19 protein-coding genes are annotated in these 17,766 nt (G+C 56.8%); 7 read left to right on the forward strand and 12 right to left on the reverse strand.

The genetic code is table 11. From position 1 onward, the window contains the following. Positions 1–22: 22 nt before the first annotated feature. Complete coding sequence (locus TU84_RS08515) at positions 23–676, forward strand: HAD family hydrolase (RefSeq protein WP_048368612.1); 654 nt, start codon at positions 23–25, stop codon at positions 674–676. A 91-nt stretch (positions 677–767) separates the two neighbouring features. Here TU84_RS08515 and TU84_RS08520 read toward each other — a convergent pair whose 3' ends face one another. Continuing rightward, positions 768–1,730, reverse strand: coding sequence for a zinc-binding dehydrogenase (locus tag TU84_RS08520; protein ID WP_048368613.1), 963 nt, complete (start codon positions 1,728–1,730; stop codon positions 768–770). Between the two features lie 138 nt (positions 1,731–1,868). On the opposite strand from TU84_RS08520, the gene TU84_RS08525 reads away from it, so the two are divergent. Then, a complete protein-coding gene (locus TU84_RS08525) occupies positions 1,869–3,950 on the forward strand; it encodes a carboxy terminal-processing peptidase (protein WP_174479320.1) in 2,082 nt (693 codons plus the stop codon). Between the two features lie 116 nt (positions 3,951–4,066). On the opposite strand, the gene TU84_RS08530 is transcribed toward TU84_RS08525, so the two are convergent. The 3 genes from TU84_RS08530 to TU84_RS08540 all read right to left on the reverse strand — a co-directional run bounded on the left by TU84_RS08530 (position 4,067) and on the right by TU84_RS08540 (position 5,910). After that, on the reverse strand, positions 4,067–4,435 hold the full coding sequence (locus TU84_RS08530) for a hypothetical protein (protein WP_048368615.1): 369 nt from the start codon (positions 4,433–4,435) through the stop codon (positions 4,067–4,069). Beyond that, the gene (locus tag TU84_RS08535) at positions 4,432–4,782 is read right to left on the reverse strand and encodes a helix-turn-helix domain-containing protein (RefSeq protein WP_048368616.1); all 351 of its coding nucleotides are present in this window, start codon (positions 4,780–4,782) and stop codon (positions 4,432–4,434) included. Before TU84_RS08535 ends, TU84_RS08530 begins: the two co-directional genes overlap by 4 nt. A gap of 408 nt (positions 4,783–5,190) precedes the next feature. Continuing rightward, positions 5,191–5,910 (reverse strand): FKBP-type peptidyl-prolyl cis-trans isomerase, encoded by a 720-nt coding sequence (locus TU84_RS08540; RefSeq protein ID WP_048368617.1) that lies wholly within the window; start codon positions 5,908–5,910, stop codon positions 5,191–5,193. A gap of 267 nt (positions 5,911–6,177) precedes the next feature. On the opposite strand from TU84_RS08540, the gene TU84_RS08545 reads away from it, so the two are divergent. Continuing rightward, complete coding sequence (locus TU84_RS08545; RefSeq protein WP_048368618.1) at positions 6,178–7,992, forward strand: di-heme-cytochrome C peroxidase; 1,815 nt, start codon at positions 6,178–6,180, stop codon at positions 7,990–7,992. Positions 7,993–8,011: 19 nt separating this feature from the next. Then, the gene (locus TU84_RS08550) at positions 8,012–9,148 is read left to right on the forward strand and encodes a catalase family protein (protein WP_048368619.1); all 1,137 of its coding nucleotides are present in this window, start codon (positions 8,012–8,014) and stop codon (positions 9,146–9,148) included. Between the two features lie 79 nt (positions 9,149–9,227). Here TU84_RS08550 and TU84_RS08555 read toward each other — a convergent pair whose 3' ends face one another. The 4 genes from TU84_RS08555 to TU84_RS08570 all read right to left on the reverse strand — a co-directional run bounded on the left by TU84_RS08555 (position 9,228) and on the right by TU84_RS08570 (position 12,753). Next, on the reverse strand, positions 9,228–10,553 hold the full coding sequence (locus TU84_RS08555; protein ID WP_048368620.1) for a DUF4329 domain-containing protein: 1,326 nt from the start codon (positions 10,551–10,553) through the stop codon (positions 9,228–9,230). Between the two features lie 173 nt (positions 10,554–10,726). After that, entirely contained in the window at positions 10,727–11,701 is a 975-nt protein-coding gene (cysB, locus tag TU84_RS08560) for an HTH-type transcriptional regulator CysB (RefSeq protein WP_048368621.1), read from the reverse strand. A 114-nt stretch (positions 11,702–11,815) separates the two neighbouring features. Beyond that, positions 11,816–12,316 carry a universal stress protein gene (locus TU84_RS08565; RefSeq protein ID WP_048368622.1) on the reverse strand — a complete coding sequence of 167 codons (501 nt, stop codon included), beginning with the start codon at positions 12,314–12,316 and terminating at the stop codon, positions 11,816–11,818. 110 nt (positions 12,317–12,426) lie between these two features. Further along, positions 12,427–12,753, reverse strand: a complete 327-nt coding sequence (locus TU84_RS08570; RefSeq protein WP_048368623.1) for a thioredoxin domain-containing protein — start codon at positions 12,751–12,753, stop codon at positions 12,427–12,429. Between the two features lie 58 nt (positions 12,754–12,811). On the opposite strand from TU84_RS08570, the gene TU84_RS08575 reads away from it, so the two are divergent. Together TU84_RS08575 and TU84_RS08580 are read left to right on the forward strand one after the other, a co-directional pair. Beyond that, positions 12,812–13,258 (forward strand): PilZ domain-containing protein, encoded by a 447-nt coding sequence (locus TU84_RS08575; RefSeq protein ID WP_048368624.1) that lies wholly within the window; start codon positions 12,812–12,814, stop codon positions 13,256–13,258. A gap of 131 nt (positions 13,259–13,389) precedes the next feature. After that, positions 13,390–14,466 carry a 3-deoxy-7-phosphoheptulonate synthase gene (locus tag TU84_RS08580; RefSeq protein ID WP_048368800.1) on the forward strand — a complete coding sequence of 359 codons (1,077 nt, stop codon included), beginning with the start codon at positions 13,390–13,392 and terminating at the stop codon, positions 14,464–14,466. A 58-nt stretch (positions 14,467–14,524) separates the two neighbouring features. On the opposite strand, the gene TU84_RS08585 is transcribed toward TU84_RS08580, so the two are convergent. Then, on the reverse strand, positions 14,525–14,806 hold the full coding sequence (locus tag TU84_RS08585) for a GNAT family N-acetyltransferase (RefSeq protein WP_048368625.1): 282 nt from the start codon (positions 14,804–14,806) through the stop codon (positions 14,525–14,527). Positions 14,807–15,283: 477 nt separating this feature from the next. Between TU84_RS08585 and oprI the strand changes: the two genes are divergently transcribed. Next, the gene (gene oprI / locus TU84_RS08590) at positions 15,284–15,535 is read left to right on the forward strand and encodes an outer membrane lipoprotei OprI (protein WP_003172710.1); all 252 of its coding nucleotides are present in this window, start codon (positions 15,284–15,286) and stop codon (positions 15,533–15,535) included. A 133-nt stretch (positions 15,536–15,668) separates the two neighbouring features. Here the strand turns inward: oprI and TU84_RS08595 are convergent, their stop codons facing one another. From TU84_RS08595 to TU84_RS08605, 3 genes are all read right to left on the reverse strand, one after another. Continuing rightward, positions 15,669–16,697, reverse strand: a complete 1,029-nt coding sequence (locus TU84_RS08595; RefSeq protein ID WP_048368626.1) for a L,D-transpeptidase family protein — start codon at positions 16,695–16,697, stop codon at positions 15,669–15,671. 108 nt (positions 16,698–16,805) lie between these two features. Beyond that, positions 16,806–17,099: a hypothetical protein gene (locus TU84_RS08600; RefSeq protein WP_003446817.1), complete on the reverse strand. Its 294-nt coding sequence runs from the start codon at positions 17,097–17,099 to the stop codon at positions 16,806–16,808. A 58-nt stretch (positions 17,100–17,157) separates the two neighbouring features. Continuing rightward, positions 17,158–17,763 carry an arylesterase gene (locus TU84_RS08605; protein WP_048368627.1) on the reverse strand — a complete coding sequence of 202 codons (606 nt, stop codon included), beginning with the start codon at positions 17,761–17,763 and terminating at the stop codon, positions 17,158–17,160. Positions 17,764–17,766: the final 3 nt, after the last annotated feature.

Raw genomic sequence — 17,766 nt, forward strand, 5'->3', positions numbered from 1 at the left:
CCATGAAAAGGGAGTTGCACTGATGGCCCTGGCAATTTTTGACCTGGATGAAACGTTGATTCACGGCGACTGCGCCACCTTGTGGAGCGAGCAAATGGGCCGCCTCGGCTGGGTCGATCCGCAGGCGTTTTTAAAGCGCAATAACGAACTGATGCACGCCTACAGCCAAGGCAAGTTGAGGATGGAAGATTACATGGCCTTCAGCCTGGAGCCCTTGATCGGACGGACCCCTGAAGAAATCGAGCATTTGGTCGGCCCGTGGGTTGAAGACTTTATCGAGCCGATCATTTTCAGTGACGCGACCAAAACCGTGGCCGCTCACCGCAAGGCCGGCGATCGCATTTTGATTATTTCGGCGTCTGGTGTGCACTTGGTCAAACCGATTGCCGAGCGTCTGGGCATTGATGAAGTGCTGGGTATTGAACTGGAAGTTGCGCACGGTACGTACACCGGCAACACCGTGGGCACCCTGACCTACCGTGATGGCAAGATCACACGCCTGCTGGAATGGCTGGACGAACAAGAAGAAAACCTTGAGGGCGCGAGTTTTTATTCTGATTCACGCAACGACTTGCCGTTGCTGCTCAAAGTAGATCACCCGCATGCGGTCAACCCGGACCCGGTCTTGCGTGAGCACGCTGAAAAGGCGGGCTGGCCAATTCATCACTGGAAGTAAATAGGCTAACTGTAGGAGCGAGCTTGCCTCGCGATCTTTTGATCTTTTTAAAAGATCGCGAGGCAAGCTCGCTCCTACAGTTATGTGTCAACTACACCAGGCTCGCGTCGATCACCAGCACCAGCTTGCCCGACACCTGATTGCTGGCCAATTCGGCAAACGCCGCCTGGGCCTCTTCAATCGGGAAGGTTTTGGCCAACTGCGGGCTCAAGCGGCCTTCGGCAAACAACGGCCACACTTGCTGATTGAGATCACTCAACAAATCCGCCTTGAACTGGTCGCCGCGGCTGCGCAATGTCGAACCCAGCAACTGGATGCGCTTGCCCAACACCAAGGCCAGATCCAGCTCGGCCTTGCGTCCACCCATCAAGCCAATCAAAACCCAACGCCCGTCCAGTGCCAACAACTTGAGGTTGGACTCAACATAGTTGGCGCCCACCGGGTCGAGTACCACATCAAACGGCCCCAGCGCCTTGAGGCTGTCCAGCCCTTCGGTGCGCACTGCGCCGCCCTGGGCACCCAGGGCCTCGCAATAGGCCAGACGCTCGGCCGAACCGACCGTCACCCAGCACGGGCTGCCAAAGGCTTTGCACAGCTGAATAGCGGCTGAACCAACTCCACTTGCTCCGGCATGCAGCAACACTTTTTCGCCCGGCTTCAGGGCCGCCAATTGGAACAGATTAAGCCATGCAGTGCTGTACACCTCGGGCAGGGCGGCCGCCTCAATCAGCGACAACCCTTCGGGCACCGGCAAGGCATGGCGCCCATCAACGACAACCTCTTGCGCCATGCCACCGCCCGCCAACAGCGCGCACACGCGGTCTCCGACTTGCCAGGAAGACCCTGGCCCGACCTCGCTGACCACGCCCGAGCACTCCAGCCCCAGCATCTGGCTGGCGCCAGGCGGTGGCGGATACAACCCCTGGCTTTGCAAAAGATCGGCGCGATTAAGGCCCGCTGCCGCCACACGAATTCGAATTTGTCCTACATCACAACGTGGGCTTGGTTCTTCAACCCACTTCACTTGTCCCTCAACGCCTTGCAATGCTTTCACAGTGCCTCCATAGTGAGTCTGGACTGAGCCCGGTGCTGCTGCATCGGGCTTCTTGCATTATGCGGCCGGTTCTTAGGGAACCGGCGACTTCAAAGACGGCCTAATATGCGTTATCAATTGCCCCCGCGTCGACTCAGCATGAAGCATTTATTCCCTAGCACCGCTCTCGCACTCTTCATTGGCTTAGGCGTTTTGCCGTTTTCGGCCACTACGTTCGCCGCTAACAGTTGGGATAACCTTCAGCCCGATCGTGATGAGGTAATTGCCAGTCTTAACGTTGTTGAGCTGCTCAAACGCCATCATTACAGCAAGCCGCCACTGGATGACGCACGTTCCGCGATCATATATGACAGCTACCTGAAGCTGCTCGATCCTTCGCGCAGTTACTTTCTGGCCAGTGATATCGCCGAATTCGACAAATGGAAATTCCAGTTTGACGACTTCCTCAAGAGCGGCGATCTCAATCCCGGCTTCACCATCTACAAGCGCTACCTGGATCGCGTCAAGTCGCGTCTGGACTTCGCCCTTGGCGAACTGAACAAAGGCGTGGACTCGTTCGACTTCACCACCAAAGAGACCCTGCAGATCGACCGCAAGGACGCTCCGTGGCTCAAGACTGAAGCCGAACTCAATGATCTGTGGCGCAAACGTCTCAAGGACGAAGTCCTGCGCCTGAAAATCGCTGGCAAAGAGCCGTCGAAAATTCAGGAACTGCTGACCAAGCGCTACAAAAACCAGTTGAGCCGTCTTGACCAGACCCGCAGCGAAGACATCTTCCAGGCGTACATCAATACCTTCGCCATGTCTTACGACCCGCACACCAATTATCTGTCGCCAGATAACGCGGAAAACTTCGACATCAACATGAGCCTGTCGCTGGAAGGCATCGGTGCCGTGTTGCAGAGCGATAACGACCAGGTGAAGATCGTGCGCCTGGTGCCGGCGGGCCCCGCCGACAAGACCAAGCAAGTCGCTCCGGCAGACAAAATCATCGGCGTTGCCCAAGGCGACAAAGAGATGGTCGACGTGATCGGCTGGCGCCTGGACGAAGTGGTCAAGTTGATTCGTGGCCCTAAAGGCTCTGTGGTACGCCTGGAAGTGATTCCTGCGAGCAATGCCCCTAACGACCAGACCAGCAAGATTGTCTCCATCACCCGTGAAGCGGTGAAGCTTGAAGAGCAGGCGGCGAAAAAGTCGATCCTCAACCTCAAGCAGGATGGCAAAGATTACAAACTGGGCGTGATCGAAATCCCGGCGTTCTACCTGGACTTCAAGGCCTACCGTGCCGGTGACCCGAACTACAAGAGCACGACCCGCGACGTTAAAAAACTGCTGACCGAGTTGCAGAATGAAAAAGTCGATGGCGTGATTATCGACCTGCGCAACAACGGTGGTGGTTCGTTGCAGGAAGCGACCGAGCTGACCAGCCTGTTTATCGACAAGGGCCCAACGGTTCTGGTGCGTAACGCTGACGGTAAAGTCGACGTGCTTGAAGACGAAAATCCGGGCGCGTTCTACAAAGGCCCGATGGCGTTGCTGGTCAATCGCTTGTCGGCATCGGCGTCGGAGATTTTTGCCGGGGCCATGCAGGACTACCACCGCGCGCTGATTATCGGCGGCCAAACGTTCGGCAAGGGCACGGTGCAAACCATTCAGCCGCTGAACCACGGCGAACTGAAACTGACACTGGCCAAGTTCTACCGGGTTTCCGGGCAGAGCACCCAGCATCAGGGCGTACTGCCTGACGTCGCCTTCCCGTCGATTATCGACACCAAGGAAATCGGCGAAAGTGCACTGCCTGAGGCCATGCCGTGGGACACCATCCGCCCTGCGATCAAGCCGGCGGCTGACCCGTTCAAGCCGTTCATTGCGCAACTGAAAGCGGATCACGATGCGCGTGTGGCTAAAGATGCCGAGTTCATCTTTATCCGCGACAAGCTGGCCCTGGCCGACAAGCTGATGGCCGAGAAAACCGTGAGCCTGAACGAGGCCGACCGTCGCGCACAACACGCCGATATCGATGCCCAGCAGTTGGTGATGGAAAACGCCCGCCGCAAGGCCAAAGGCGAAGCACCGCTCAAGGAAATGAAGAAAGAAGACGAAGACGCCTTGCCGGTGGAGCCTGAAAAGACCAAGCCAGAAGACGACGCTTACCTGAGTGAAACCGGGCGCGTCCTGCTGGACTACCTCAAGCTCAACCCACAGGCAGCGAAGAAGTAACCTTCACGTGCCTCGCGATCTTTTGAACGTTTAAAAGATCGCGAGGCAAGCTCGCTCCTACGGGGTTTTGGTGTAAAAAAGGGCGAGCCGCATCATGCGGCCCGCCCTTTTTGTCTTTACGCTTCTTCGTGTTCGTAACTGTGTTCAAACACCCGAACCACTTCCGAGGCGTGCCAGGAGGCTGCCGCGACGCCATCCGGCGGCCCGGCAAAACGCCCAAGGCGCCCCACGCATTCAAAAAAACCGGTGCGGGGCAGACGGCTCGCCCCTTGGCTGATCACCAGCGAACTGCGTAGCGGCTGTTCGGCCTTCACGTCCATTGCCGCCAGATGCTCCAGCGCGGAGGTGAGGGTCAACATGGCCGGGCTGGGCAACTGCAAACGCTCCAGCAATGCCCGGTATGTCACTAAATGGCGCTGTCGACGCGCCTGATCAAGCTCAGCCAGTAACCCATCCCAGTGTTGACGACTGATGCGCACGTTCATGAGGCTTCCCTCCAGCCCGCAACGCCCAGCTCCCAGGCCAGGCTGCGGCGAATGGCAAGATCCGGCAGACGTTCACCGGTTTCGATCATTCCCAAGTACGACGGGCTAATGCCTACCGTGCGTGCCAGCACCTCCAGGGCCAAACCCTTGCCCTCGCGCAGACCACGCAGTTGATCGAGCCCTGGCAGCGCCTGTACAGGCTCAGGCGGCTGTCGTTCAGTATCAGGGATGAGTGTTGTCGCTACCGGAGCGTCGATACCCGCAGCCTTGAGTAGCGCCAGGTAGCTCTGCCACGAAAGAACCGCATATTCGGGTTCTCCATTGCGCTTGATGATTTGAAGATCCATTGCTAACCCCGTCAGATTTTTAGACAGATCAAGTCGGAATTTTCCTTAGAAGCTTAATCCTAACAGCCGCTGAGGTCTCTGGGGTTTTTGATCTTCTTACTCGTGTTCACCTTCGCCGCAGGAATAAGCCCGATAAACGCGAAATGTTATCCACACAAATTGTGGATAACCTTGTGAACAGAGCAGATTTTTCGCTCTGAAAGCCACGTTCTATAAGGGCTGCGCTTAGATCGGGCATTTTTTACACACATAAAAAAACACATAAATTCATTGACTTGCTGGTCAGCAACTACTAGCCACCAGAACAGATGCGACAAATAACCGCTGGTCGGGGGATAAACAGACGGGCCAGGCCCAGATACAACAACGCCCCGTCAGGACGGGGCGTTGTGTGAAAACAGAGGCTGCTTACTTGGCAGCATCGGCCTCTGGTTTTGCAGGGTCTTTGATGCCCAGCAGTTCCAGGTCGAATACCAGCACCGAGTTGGCCGGGATCGCCGGGCTTGGGCTTTGTGCGCCGTAAGCCAGTTCGCTAGGGATGTAGAGCTTGTACTTCTCACCCACGTGCATCAGTTGCAGGCCTTCAACCCAACCCGGGATCACGCCGCTGACTGGCAGGTCAATCGGGCTACCGCGCTCGATGGAGCTGTCGAAAACCTTGCCGTCAATCAGCTTGCCTTCGTAGTGAACGGTCACGACGTCAGTTGGCTTTGGCTGTGGGCCATCGGCCTTTTTGATGACTTCGTACTGCAGGCCAGAAGCAGTGGTGACAACACCTGCTTTCTTGCCGTTTTCTTCGAGGAATTTTTTACCGGCGGCAGAGGCTTCGTCGCTCATCTTGGCCAGGCGCTCTTCAGCGCGTTTTTGCAGGGCAGCGAACGCTTCGATCAGTTCGTCATCCTTAAGCTTTTGCTCTTTCTTGCCGACGGCATCTTCGATGCCCAAGGCTACGGCTTTGGAATCCAGATCATCCATGCCTTCTTGAGCCAGGCTTTTACCCATGTTCAGGCCAATGCCATAAGAGGCTTTTTGTGCCGGGGTTTTCAGCTCTACGCTGGTCTGCGAGTCGCAACCCGCCAGTACCAGGCTTACCAGAGCCACAGCTGCCGCCAACCGATGCTGTTTCATGCTATTTCCTTGTTCATGCGCCAAATGGGCAATCGAATAAAGCCGCGAGCTTATCAGGCGGCCGCAACCAATGGCTACCGGCATGAGAGAGGCAAATCGCGGATAAGTTCATGTCTAAATCACAATTCATAATTACCGCAACTTTTGCTAACACTTCAAGCACGCTGTCAAACCTGTCCCTCCCCTCCCCGATCAAACCGATAGCCACTTGATGCTAGCCGCTCGCTCAGGCATAAGACTGAAAAAATTCCTACAAGGAGCGTTATTTTGCGATTGTTTTACCGTGTGCTGTCAGGGCTTGGCGTGGCCTTGGTGTTAGGGCTGTGTGTGGTTGTCTACTTCATCGCCAACCCAAAACTGCCTGCTTACACCGCGCCGCAGCACGTGCACTACCAGGACCAATGGAGCGAGGCGGATCGGCAAGTTTATTACTACACGCCCCAGGGCACCCAAGTGAAAGGCCTGCATTACGACTGGTTCAGTGCCCTGGAGCTGCCCTTCTCGACGCAACACTTCGCTGCGCCTGAGTATTTGGCGCGGTTTGGCTTTTTGGTCGACCCGCAGCAACAAGCCAGCGCGGCCAACCCGGCCAACTTGCCCGTCGGCTTCACTCGCCATCAGAACCCCGGCAGCCCCGTTGAGTATCTGGACATCACCTGCGCGGCCTGCCACACCGGCGAGCTGCGTTACAAAGGCCAGGCCCTGCGCATTGACGGTGGCCCGGCGCAACACGTGCTGCCTTCCAGCGTACCGACCCTGCGCGGCGGCAGCTTTGGCCAGGCGCTGGTCGCAAGCCTGGCAGCCACGTATTACAACCCCTGGAAATTTGAGCGTTTTGCCCGCACGGTTCTGGGCGATAACTATGAAGCCGGGCACAAGCAACTGCGCAAGGACTTCAAGGCCTCGCTGGACACCTTTCTGGCCGTGGCCTGGAACGACACCCATCGCGGCCTTTACCCGACGCTCGAAGGCCCGGGGCGCACCGATGCCTTTGGCCGGATTGCCAATGCCAGCTTCGGCGACGCGATCTCGCCCGACAACTATCGAGTGGCCAATGCGCCGGTAGACTACCCGCACCTGTGGGACATGTGGACGTTCGACTGGGTGCAATGGAATGGCTCGGCCCAACAGCCCATGGCACGCAATATCGGTGAAGCCTTGGGCGTCGGCGCAACCCTGAACTTCTTCGACAGCCACGGTCAGCCGCTGCAAGGCGACCAGCGCTACCCGTCCAGCGTGCGGGTCAACGACTTGCACCTGATTGAAGAAACCCTGCAACGACTCAAACCTCCCGTTTGGCCCGAAGACCTGTTCGGCAAGATCGACCGCCCGCTGGCCGCCAAAGGCCGCCGTCTTTTTACCGAGAACTGCGCAGGTTGCCACGTGCCGCCCGTGGTTGAAGACAACGGCCGTCTGGTCAAGCAACTTAAGATGCTGCCGGTCGAGGTGATCGGTACCGATCCCAATACCGCCACTAACATCGCAGACAATCGCTACGACCTCAGCGCTCTGCAGTGGGACCCGGCCGAGCTGGCCAGCATGAACGTCAACCTCCTCCCCAAGAGCGAGCAGCCGCTGGACATGCATCAGCTGTCTGTCGCCAAGGGCCTGGCCTATGTCACCGCCTTTGTTGAAAAGCGCGCCTACAAGGACGCTGCCGTCAGCCCTGAAGAGCAAGCACGCCTCAACGGCTTTGGCCTGCCGATTGGCGTACTGGAGTTGCGCGCCTACAAGGCTCGCCCGCTGGATGGCATCTGGGCCACTGCGCCCTACCTGCACAACGGCTCTGTGCCGACGGTGTATCAACTGCTGTCGCCGCAGTCAGAACGTGCGCAAACCTTCTATCGCGGCAATTTTGAGTACGACCCGCGCCACTTGGGCTACCGCACAGACGCCTTTGATGGCGGCTTTGTGCTGGACACCCGCATCAGTGGCAACCACAACAGCGGCCATGAGTTCCGGGCCGGGCCACAGGGCAACGGCGTGATTGGTCGCCTGCTGCAACCTGAAGAGCGCTGGGCCTTGATCGAGTACCTGAAAGTGCTCGGCGGCCCGCTCGAACACCAGTTGCCCAACGAATAACGATTAAAAGGATGTTTGCATGCTGACCACTTTATGGCTTCGACTCGGCACCTGGCTGGGCAAGCTGTTACTCGCCCTGATCGTGCTGGGGCTGCTGGGCTGGGCGCTGACAACAGGCTGGTATGCCTGGAAGTACCGCGGTCCTGTTTCAGCACAGGAGCAGATCCCGGCCGGTGAAGCCGCGATGACTCAAGACACGATCCAGACGGCGATTAAAATCGTCGACCAACACCGCGAAAACACTCGCTACCTGCGCGATGCTCACGCCAAGGCGCATGGCTGCGTCAAAGCCGAGGTCAAAGTGCTCGATGACCTCGACCCGGCCTTGCGCCAAGGCGTGTTTGCAGCGCCGGGCAAAACCTGGCAAGCCGTGATGCGCCTGTCCAACGGTAATGCTTACCCGCAATTTGACAGCATCCGCGACGCCCGCGGCATGGCGATCAAGTTGCAGGACGTGCCGGGTACGCAGCTGTTGCCCAGCCAGCAAGGGCGCGGCGAACAGGATTTTGTGATGTTCAACCACCCCAACTTCTTTGTCAGCGATGTGGCGGAGTATCGTCAGAACATCGCGGCCCAGGCCGACGGCAAAAAAGTGCTGGCGTTTTTTCCGTCCTGGGACCCGCGCAGTTGGCAAGTGCGGCACCTGTTTATTGCCTTGGCCACCTTGGCACCCGCACCCGCCAGCCCGACACAAACCACCTACTATTCGGTGTCGCCTTACAAGTTCGGGACGGCCAATGCCAAATTCAGAGTGGCACCGGACGCTGACACCTGCCCGGCCTACAGCCTGCCCAAACAGAATCAGGACCTGCCGAACTTCTTGCGCAGTGCGTTGACTCAGCAACTCAGCACAGACCGCACGCCTGCCTGTTTTGTGTTGCAGATTCAGCGTCAGGATGCCAACCGCTACATGCCGATTGAAGACACCAGTGTTGAATGGAAGGCGTCTGATGCGCCATTCGAAACCGTGGCGCGCATCACCGTAGCGCCGCAAGACTTCGACACCCCGAGCCAGAACCTGGCGTGTGACAACCTGTCGTTCAGCCCATGGCACGGCATCGAAGAGCACCGGCCAATTGGCGGTATCAACCGCCTGCGCAAAGCCGTGTATGACTCGGTCAGCGAGTACCGCCACAGCCGTAACGCCGAGCAATAACGCGTCCCGCCACACACTGTAGGAGCGAGCTCGTCTCGCGATCTTTTGACCGTTAAAAGATCGCGAGGCAAGCTCGCTCCTACAGTGTTGGCGACACGGCAAACGGCGCCCAGTCGGGGCCAATCCTTCCCTCTTGCGTCCATACCTCGTCAGTCGTAATGACCTCCAGCTTGCCCGCTTCGGCTACACGGTGGACGTAGCTCTGTGCATTACGGTCGTAAGGGAAAAGTCTCGCTTCAATATCTGACACGGTCGTGTGAGTGCGGTTTATAAGGGTGACCAGCTCTGCTTCTGACTCTGTCGCGTCGCTCTGATAGCGCAGTAACCCGCCCTCCCGTGCACAAAAGAAGACGTCGCAGCCAGGCGTTGCGCGCACCAGCAACAAACTGGTCAGCAGCGCGCTGGGGGAAAAGAAATCACCAAACAACTCGTTGGTAGTGTCATGCAACAGCGCATCCGGTTCTTCACCTGACAAGTAAACCCCGACGATGCGGTAACCCTCGGGCACCACCGGCACTCCGCTGGGATCCTTGGGGAACACCACATCCCAGTCAAATTCAAAAAAAGGCGTTTCTAATGCACGGGTATAAACGTACACGTCAGCGTCCAGCTGCTTGAGCACAAACCCGGCAAATTGCGTGTGTTTGCGCAAGAGCATGGCCTGATGAACAGCCTTCACCGCGTCTACTACATCGCTGTACACACTGGAACACAGTGCGGGCTTGTCGACCGAGGTCCGCCCCTTCTGCTGATCGGCCTTCCAGTTCGCACCCAGCCGGGTGCGTCGATCCCAGTGAGCCCCCGCCAGCACAATGCTGAGTTCCCCCGCCAGGCAGATCAAACCAATCAAGTCAGAGGGCATCAACGACCCCAAGTCATAGGCTCTTTCAAACGTCCCGGGATACAGCGCACGCTTGCGTGAAAGTAAAGGCAACAAGGCTTTCTCAAGGTCTGAACCACTGGCGACGTAGCTCAATACGCACTTGTCGGGGCAGGACAAATAGAAGCGCGGGTAGTTGTGTTTATAGCGAATCGCTTGATTGAGGTCGTGAATCGAAAAAAAGTTGTCTTGCAACTCGCTTTCCTCGTGCACCTGCCAAGGCATCCGTTGAATGGAAGTATTGGAGTGGTACATCCCTTCAATGGTGTAGCCCTGGATCGGCAGGAATAAACCCTCATCAGACAATGACAGCACGTCGGCAGGGTCAAAGGACGTGCTGGAACCCGCATGTGGCAGGGTGGCGTAATAGCGGTTCTGCCTGGCGAGTATAAAGCCGCCGTAAACAATGCCATTCTTGATGGCCGCAATGAGCTCGTGGGCGTACACCGCCGCATCATCGGCACTGATGAAGGCGGGGCTTAACGACGGGATTAATACAGAAGCAGTTTGCGCGCTGGTACTCATGGAAAAGTCCTTGTCTTGGCGTGGGCCGGGCGCTGTTCGCCCAGCGTGAAATCACGCGTCAAGTTTCAAGGTATTCATGGCAGCACGTGCGTTACTGGGGTAGTGACGGTCATGGTTCGCACGCCACCACCGTCACGGGTTCAACTGGCCCATCCGTGGGCCCGTCAGCCCACTCAATGAACCGGCAGTTCAACCCCTTCAAACAGGTCTTCGAGTTCCTGCTTGTTATGGCAGGCAATGGCCTTGGCCATCACTTCGCGGGTCAGGTGCGGCGCGAATTTCTCAATGAAATCGCACATGAAACCGCGCAGGAAGGTACCGCGACGGAAACCAATCTTGGTGATGCTCGACTCGAACAATTCGCTGGCATCCAGAACTACAAGGTCTTTGTCCAGGTTGGTGTCCACGGCCATCTTGGCCACAATACCGACGCCCAGGCCCAAGCGTACGTAAGTCTTGATCACGTCAGCGTCAGCTGCGGTGAACACCACTTTGGGGGTAAGGCCGCGATGGCTGAAGGCTTCGTCCAGCTTGGAACGGCCGGTAAAACCAAAGACGTAAGTCACAATCGGGTATTCAGCCAAGGCCTCAAGGGTCAGCTTCGGCAGTTTGGTCAGCGGGTGGCCTTGAGGCACGACCACGCAACGGTTCCAGCGGTAGCACGGCATCATTACCAGGTCGCCGAACAGCTCCAGCGCTTCAGTGGCAATTGCAAAATCGACGGTGCCGTCAGCGGCCATTTCAGCAATTTGCATCGGCGAGCCCTGATGCATATGCAGGGCGACGTCCGGGTATTGCTTGATGAAGTTGCTGATAACCGGCGGCAAGGCATAGCGCGCCTGAGTGTGCGTGGTAGCAATCGACAACGTGCCTTTTTTCTCGTTGGAAAACTCTTGAGCGATCTGCTTGATGCTCTCAACCTTGCGCAGGATTTCACCGGCGGTGGTGATGATACGCTCGCCCGCCGGTGTGACACGGGTCAGGTGTTTGCCACTGCGCGCAAATACTTCAACGCCCAACTCGTCTTCCAGCAAACGGATCTGTTTACTGATCCCCGGCTGTGAGGTGTAGAGACTCTGAGCGGTAGCTGAAACGTTGAGGTCGTGGTGCGCCACTTCCCAGATGTAGCGCAGTTGTTGAAGCTTCATATGCATCCCTCAGAGCAAATAGGCGCCATGACTATCGGCGGCGATATATAACTATATGGAAGGTCAGAAGAATAAATCTAGAACTTTTTTATCGTTTTTAGCAGTTCGTCACCTTCATCCGTCGGTGCGCCGCCGACGTTGCACCAACGGCACCAGGTACACCGGCACCTGCGCCTGCTCTACGACGCGGCTTGCGTTGTGCCCCAAGTGGCTGTTTGCGCCAGTAGACTGGCCGTGACTGCCGAGGATCACCAGGTCAACCCCAAGCTTTCGCGACTCCTCCAGAATGACGTGGGCGGGCTCGCCCTGAACCACCTTGACCGAACGGATCAAGGCAAGTTCCTGCGCCCCTTCGCCCAGTTCATCTTGAAGACTCTCGAATACGCGCTGCTCAATATTGGACAGCATGGCGGTCATGCCCTGCTGCTGCAGTTCATGCAGCGCCTGCTCATCCAGATAACTTTGCAATACCGATTCGGCGAACAGCCCCATAGGCTCCACAACGTGAAGTACATACAAGTCTGCCTTGAAACTGCGGGCCAGCCCCAAAGCGTGCTGCATCACAACAGGAGCATAAATACCGAGGTCTGTGGCGAACAGTATCGAGCGAATCATGCGACCTCCTCGACAGGCGTTATGGCCGAGATGAATTCAGCTTAGCAGCGCCCGGACAAGTTCGATGACCCGCGCGATGACTTACACGCACAGTTGGGGTAGCACAAGGTTCAAGGCAGTTCGTCGGGCTCAAGCAGCAAGGCCAGTTTAAGGTGGTGGGCCAACTCCCCCTCACTCAAGCGCGACTTCAATTCACCGTAAAAAGCACCGTCACGCACGACAAACATTGCAGGAAGGTGGAAGATCTCGTAACGCTCGACCAGGCCACCGTTGTCACCGGCGTCAATCCAGCACAGCTGATCAATGGGCAACTGCATTTCGGGCAGCATTTTGCGCGCCGTGCGGCAGCTCGAACACCCGGTGCTGGTGAACACCAGCAAGGTCGTGCCGGGCAGCGTCAGCAGGCGCTGGTCCGCATCAAAGTCTGTCAGTTCCATTTCAGTCACTATACTCAGCTAACAAGATCAAAATACTGGCACTTTGGAGTCTGTGTACATGGGTCGTTTTTTGCCTCACCCAGATGATGTTCCTGTTCAGATCACCCCTCGCAAGCACCCTGCCCTTTCGCGCCAGAAGCTGAACACTATCAGCCTGGGGGGTGTTGCGTGCAACAGTGACAGAGGCTGGAGGCGCGGCACGGCGGTTGATATGTACATGCCCACCCTGGGCGACACCGCCCACTACCCGGGCTATATCGCCTGGTGTGAAAAACACGCCGACGGCTACCGCGTCGGTGTGGCCTTTACCGATGACCAGACCCTGTTTGGTGCGCGCATGGGTGAGCAGGTGTGTCAGATCGAACACTATTGCCGCCAGCGCAATCAACTCAACCTGCCCTTCGAAAACAAGGATGCGCTGGCCCTGGAATGGGTCAACCTGCACGCTCCAGAGTTTTCCCAGGAAACTCTGGAGCAGGCCCTGGCACAACCTGCGCTGGATTAAACCGCTGTGTGCCCATTGTCGAATAACCGCTTAACGCGTTAAGGTTCCGCTCCCCGATGCGCTCAATCAAGCTGTGCTCCGCCGCACGGGGATCGCTGGCGGCCGGCACCCGTGACCTGACGAGTAACACGATGGCTGATTTACCGATCGACGACCTTAACGTTGCCTCCAACGAAACCCTGATCACACCTGAACGCCTCAAGCGCGAGATCCCTCTCAGCGCTACAGCGCTGCAGACCGTGAACAAAGGGCGTGAGGTCATTCGCAACATCCTGGATGGCAAAGACCATCGCCTGTTCGTTGTCATCGGGCCTTGCTCGATCCACGACCTCAAGGCGGCTCATGAATACGCTGAGCGCCTGAAGGTACTTGCGGCTGAAGTCAGCGACACGCTGTATCTGGTCATGCGCGTTTATTTCGAAAAACCACGGACCACCGTGGGCTGGAAAGGCCTGATCAACGACCCGTACCTGGACGACTCGTTCAAAATCGAAGACGGTCTGCACATCGGCCGTAAATTGCTTCTGGACCTGGCCGAAATGGGCCTGCCAACCGCCACTGAAGCCCTTGACCCGATTTCTCCGCAGTACCTGCAAGACCTCATCAGCTGGTCTGCCATTGGTGCGCGTACCACCGAGTCGCAAACTCACCGCGAAATGGCCTCTGGCCTGTCTTCGGCAGTTGGCTTTAAAAACGGCACCGATGGCGGCCTGACCGTTGCGATCAACGCCTTGCAGTCAGTGTCCAGCCCGCACCGTTTCCTGGGTATCAACCAGGAAGGTGGCGTGTCCATCGTCACCACCAAAGGCAACGCCTACGGCCACGTGGTATTGCGCGGTGGCAATGGCAAGCCGAACTATGACTCGGTCAGCGTGGCGCTCTGCGAGCAAGCCCTGACCAAGGCTAAAATCACTCCGAACATCATGGTCGACTGCAGCCACGCCAACTCCAACAAAGACCCGGCGTTGCAACCGCTGGTGATGGAGAACGTGGCCAATCAGATCCTTGAAGGCAACCAGTCGATCATCGGCCTGATGGTTGAAAGCCACCTGAACTGGGGCTGCCAGGCGATCCCTAAAAACCTTGAAGACTTGCAGTATGGTGTCTCGATCACCGATGCCTGCATCGACTGGGCAAGCACAGAAAACACCTTGCGCAGCATGCATGCCAAGCTCAAGGATGTCTTGCCCAAGCGGGCTCGCGGCTGATTTTTCAGCGCACATAAAAAACGCCGGGCTAGCCCGGCGTTTTTTATGGAATGCTATTTCAGGTTTTAGCCTGAGTACGCTTGTGGCGCTCCATATAGCGTTCAACATAGGAACACGAAGGAATCACTTCGTAGCCCATTTTTTCGGCGTAATCGAGCGCCTGCTCGGTCAACGCGGCCGCAATGCCTCGCCCACGCAACGCGTTGGGCACAAAGGTGCGGTAAATATCCAGAGTCTGCTTACCCAAATCCATGTAGGTCAGGTAGGCACGGTGACCGTCGACAGTGGTCTCAAACTGGTGACCTGCCTGGTCATGGTGGATGGACAGCGCCTCGCTCATCATTACTCCTCGCGGGTCTTGGACTGTGACCTCTACCTTACTCATGTTTTTGTGCCGAGGGAACCCAGATACTGGCCCTGTGTCATTGCCGTTACACAGCAACCGGAACAGCCTCTGCAACAGGCACACAGACAACGGCAGGCACGCCGACAGGCAAAATTAAGAATAGTCGCTCTCGCAATTGATGCTCAGTGTGTGCTCGCACGCAAAAGACTTATCTATGACGCAGGCGCCCTCTTGAAGTCACTTCACGCGGTCTTTATATTTGCAAGCCGCTTGCTCAAGACGACCAAAGACGGGCAGTTTTCTCGGACACAATCTGTTAAATCTAGCCCATTGGCATTGATTGCCAAATATTTTTTTTGGTTCTTGCGCTAGGTCAGTTTACTTACTACAAGTAATGGGTAGTATGTACGCCGGCTGTTTCCTCATGTTGAAGGAGCAGCTTTAATTAGAAAGTCCTTGAAGGGGAACACGATGAACAACGTTCTGAAATTCTCTGCTCTGGCATTGGCCGCAGTTCTGGCTACCGGTTGCAGCAGCGTATCTAAAGAAACTGAAGCCCGTCTGACTGCAACTGAAGACGCAGCAGCTCGTTCCCAGGCTCGTGCTGACGAAGCCTACCGCAAAGCTGACGAAGCTCTGGCTGCTGCTCAAAAAGCACAACAGACTGCTGATGAAGCTAACGAACGTGCTCTGCGTATGCTTGAAAAAGCTAGCCGCAAGTAATAGTCCTTCGGGATTATTATCGAAGCCGACCCATTTTTATGGGTCGGCTTTTTTTATGCCTGCTACCAACTAAGCAGGCAATAAAAAACCGCCAGGGCGTTAACCGTGGCGGCTGTTTTAGTGCCTGGGTGCGTTACTGAACGTAGTCCAGCGACTGACCCTGTTGCACCGTGGTGTTGGCCACACCGATCTCCTGAGGTATGCCGGTTTCGGCACCGACCACAGGGAACGCTTTGTCTTTGTCGATCTGGATGACCTTTTCCAGGTCTTTATGCTTAAGCAGGAAGTTGATAAAGCCTGCGTACTTGTTCTGCAGATCTTCCTGAGTCAAATGCGACTTGTCACTTTTGGCTAGCAAAGAGCCATCTTTGACATTCAACGGCTCGTGCACTTCAAGGAATACCTTGCCGCCACTTACACCGAGTTTGTACGGTTCGTTGATGATGCGAACCGGCGTGCCCACCGGCACCATGCTGGCCATCTCGAGTACGTTTTTGTTAAGCATGCGGAAACAGCCGTGGCTGGTGCCTGTGCCGATACCGAACTTGGCGTTGGAACCATGAATCAGGTAACCCGGCATGCCCAGGGTGAACTTGAACGGCCCCAGCGGGTTGTCCGGCCCTGCCGGCACAACGTTAGGCAGCGGGTCACCATTGGCGGCGTGTTCGGCCTTGATCGAAGCAGGAGGCGTCCAGGTCGGGTTTGGCGTTTTGGCCGTGACCTTGGTCAGGCCCAAAGGCGAGCCCCAGCCTTCACGGCCGATCCCCAGCGGAAAGGTGTACACCTTGTTCTGGCCTTTGGGGAAATAATACAAGCGGTACTCGGCAAGGTTGATCACGATGCCTTCGCGCTTGCCCGGCGGCAGGATGAACTGGGTCGGCAAGACAATATCGGTGTCAACGATCGAGCCGTCGAGGTTCTTTTTGACAGGCAGCCAGGCATCCACACCTGGGTTGGCGGCAATCATTTCGGAGTAGCCCAGTTCGTACTGGTTGCCAAGGTCCGAGAAAGAATCTTCGTATTTGCCCTTGATGACTTGCACCTGCCCGACCACGTCTTCACCCGGTGGCGGCAGCGGAAATTCAAGCGCATGAACGGGACCCGCAACACACAGTGCGGCAACTGACAGATAACGGGTGACAGCAGGTAAGCGCGAGAACATCCGGAAGACCCTTCGCATAATCAACAGGGGACAAAAAAGAGAGTGTACACGCCACCTCGAAAAGCCGGGAGGCGGCGTATTGAGTCTTAAGGTTTCAGACAGGTTACATCACAATTCAAAGCGCAATTCGGGCCAGATCGGCTCAGTGCCACGGCGCTGAGACTCAATAATTGCACGGCACAGCGGGCAAAGCCGGTGATCCTGAAACACCTTGCGCGTGACATCCGACCAACGCGGCTGCGCGGGCAGCAATGAGCCACACAGGGTGCGGTCGATTGTGCCACCCAGCTCCAATTGGCGCGTGACCAAATGTACCCGTACCTCCTGGCAGGCGAACAAATCGAGCTGTTCATCGGGCTCGATCAGTTGATAAGCATATAAAGACCAGGCAGGACGCGACATCAGGGGCTCCAAATCGGGGGGGCGCCACATTAGCCGAAACCATGCCACTAGAAAAGCATCAAAGCAGTGGTTTTAGGGTTGGCCACACATTATCGAGCAAACGGCCCTGTGCATTGGCCTTCGGATGCAGGCCATCGGCCTGAATAAACTCGGGATGCCCGCCGACGCCTTCCAGGAAAAACGGCACCAGCGCGACCTTTTTCTCGCTGCCCAGATCGCTGTAGACCTTGGCAAAAGCGTCGGTATAGCGCCGACCATAATTGGGCGGCAACAACATGCCCAACAGCAGCACTTTGGCACCTGCTTTTTGCGAGTCGTCGACCATCGCGGCAAGATTTTGTTTCAATTGTGCTGGCGGCTGGCCGCGCAGCCCATCGTTGGCGCCCAGCTCAATAATCACCACCTGCGGTTTATGCTCCGCAAGCAGCGCCGGTAACCGCGCAAGCCCGCCGGCGCTGGTGTCGCCGCTGATCGAGGCATTGACTACCTGGTCGTCGTAGCCTTGCTCCTTAAGCCGTTGTTGCAGCAAAGAAGCCCATCCCAGACGGGTATCCAGGCCTAAAGCCGCGCTGATACTATCGCCGACGATCAAGATTGTTCCTGCAGCTGCATTCTGCGCTATACACATCAGGGCAAGAGCAGCACTTAAAAACCACGTACGCATTGG

Origin of the sequence: Pseudomonas helleri, assembly GCF_001043025.1 — a bacterium.
Lineage (GTDB): Bacteria > Pseudomonadota > Gammaproteobacteria > Pseudomonadales > Pseudomonadaceae > Aquipseudomonas > Aquipseudomonas helleri.

Coding starts and splice junctions, on each gene's coding strand:
- TU84_RS08515 (WP_048368612.1), top strand. CDS start 23: ATGGCCCTGGCAATTTTTGACCTGGATGAAACGTTGATTCACGGCGAC.
- TU84_RS08525 (WP_174479320.1), top strand. CDS start 1,869: ATGAAGCATTTATTCCCTAGCACCGCTCTCGCACTCTTCATTGGCTTA.
- TU84_RS08530 (WP_048368615.1), bottom strand. CDS start 4,435: ATGAACGTGCGCATCAGTCGTCAACACTGGGATGGGTTACTGGCTGAG.
- TU84_RS08535 (WP_048368616.1), bottom strand. CDS start 4,782: ATGGATCTTCAAATCATCAAGCGCAATGGAGAACCCGAATATGCGGTT.
- TU84_RS08540 (WP_048368617.1), bottom strand. CDS start 5,910: ATGAAACAGCATCGGTTGGCGGCAGCTGTGGCTCTGGTAAGCCTGGTA.
- TU84_RS08550 (WP_048368619.1), top strand. CDS start 8,012: ATGCTGACCACTTTATGGCTTCGACTCGGCACCTGGCTGGGCAAGCTG.
- TU84_RS08555 (WP_048368620.1), bottom strand. CDS start 10,553: ATGAGTACCAGCGCGCAAACTGCTTCTGTATTAATCCCGTCGTTAAGC.
- cysB (WP_048368621.1), bottom strand. CDS start 11,701: ATGAAGCTTCAACAACTGCGCTACATCTGGGAAGTGGCGCACCACGAC.
- TU84_RS08565 (WP_048368622.1), bottom strand. CDS start 12,316: ATGATTCGCTCGATACTGTTCGCCACAGACCTCGGTATTTATGCTCCT.
- TU84_RS08570 (WP_048368623.1), bottom strand. CDS start 12,753: ATGGAACTGACAGACTTTGATGCGGACCAGCGCCTGCTGACGCTGCCC.
- TU84_RS08575 (WP_048368624.1), top strand. CDS start 12,812: ATGGGTCGTTTTTTGCCTCACCCAGATGATGTTCCTGTTCAGATCACC.
- TU84_RS08580 (WP_048368800.1), top strand. CDS start 13,390: ATGGCTGATTTACCGATCGACGACCTTAACGTTGCCTCCAACGAAACC.
- TU84_RS08585 (WP_048368625.1), bottom strand. CDS start 14,806: ATGAGCGAGGCGCTGTCCATCCACCATGACCAGGCAGGTCACCAGTTT.
- oprI (WP_003172710.1), top strand. CDS start 15,284: ATGAACAACGTTCTGAAATTCTCTGCTCTGGCATTGGCCGCAGTTCTG.
- TU84_RS08595 (WP_048368626.1), bottom strand. CDS start 16,697: ATGTTCTCGCGCTTACCTGCTGTCACCCGTTATCTGTCAGTTGCCGCA.
- TU84_RS08600 (WP_003446817.1), bottom strand. CDS start 17,099: ATGTCGCGTCCTGCCTGGTCTTTATATGCTTATCAACTGATCGAGCCC.
- TU84_RS08605 (WP_048368627.1), bottom strand. CDS start 17,763: ATGCGTACGTGGTTTTTAAGTGCTGCTCTTGCCCTGATGTGTATAGCG.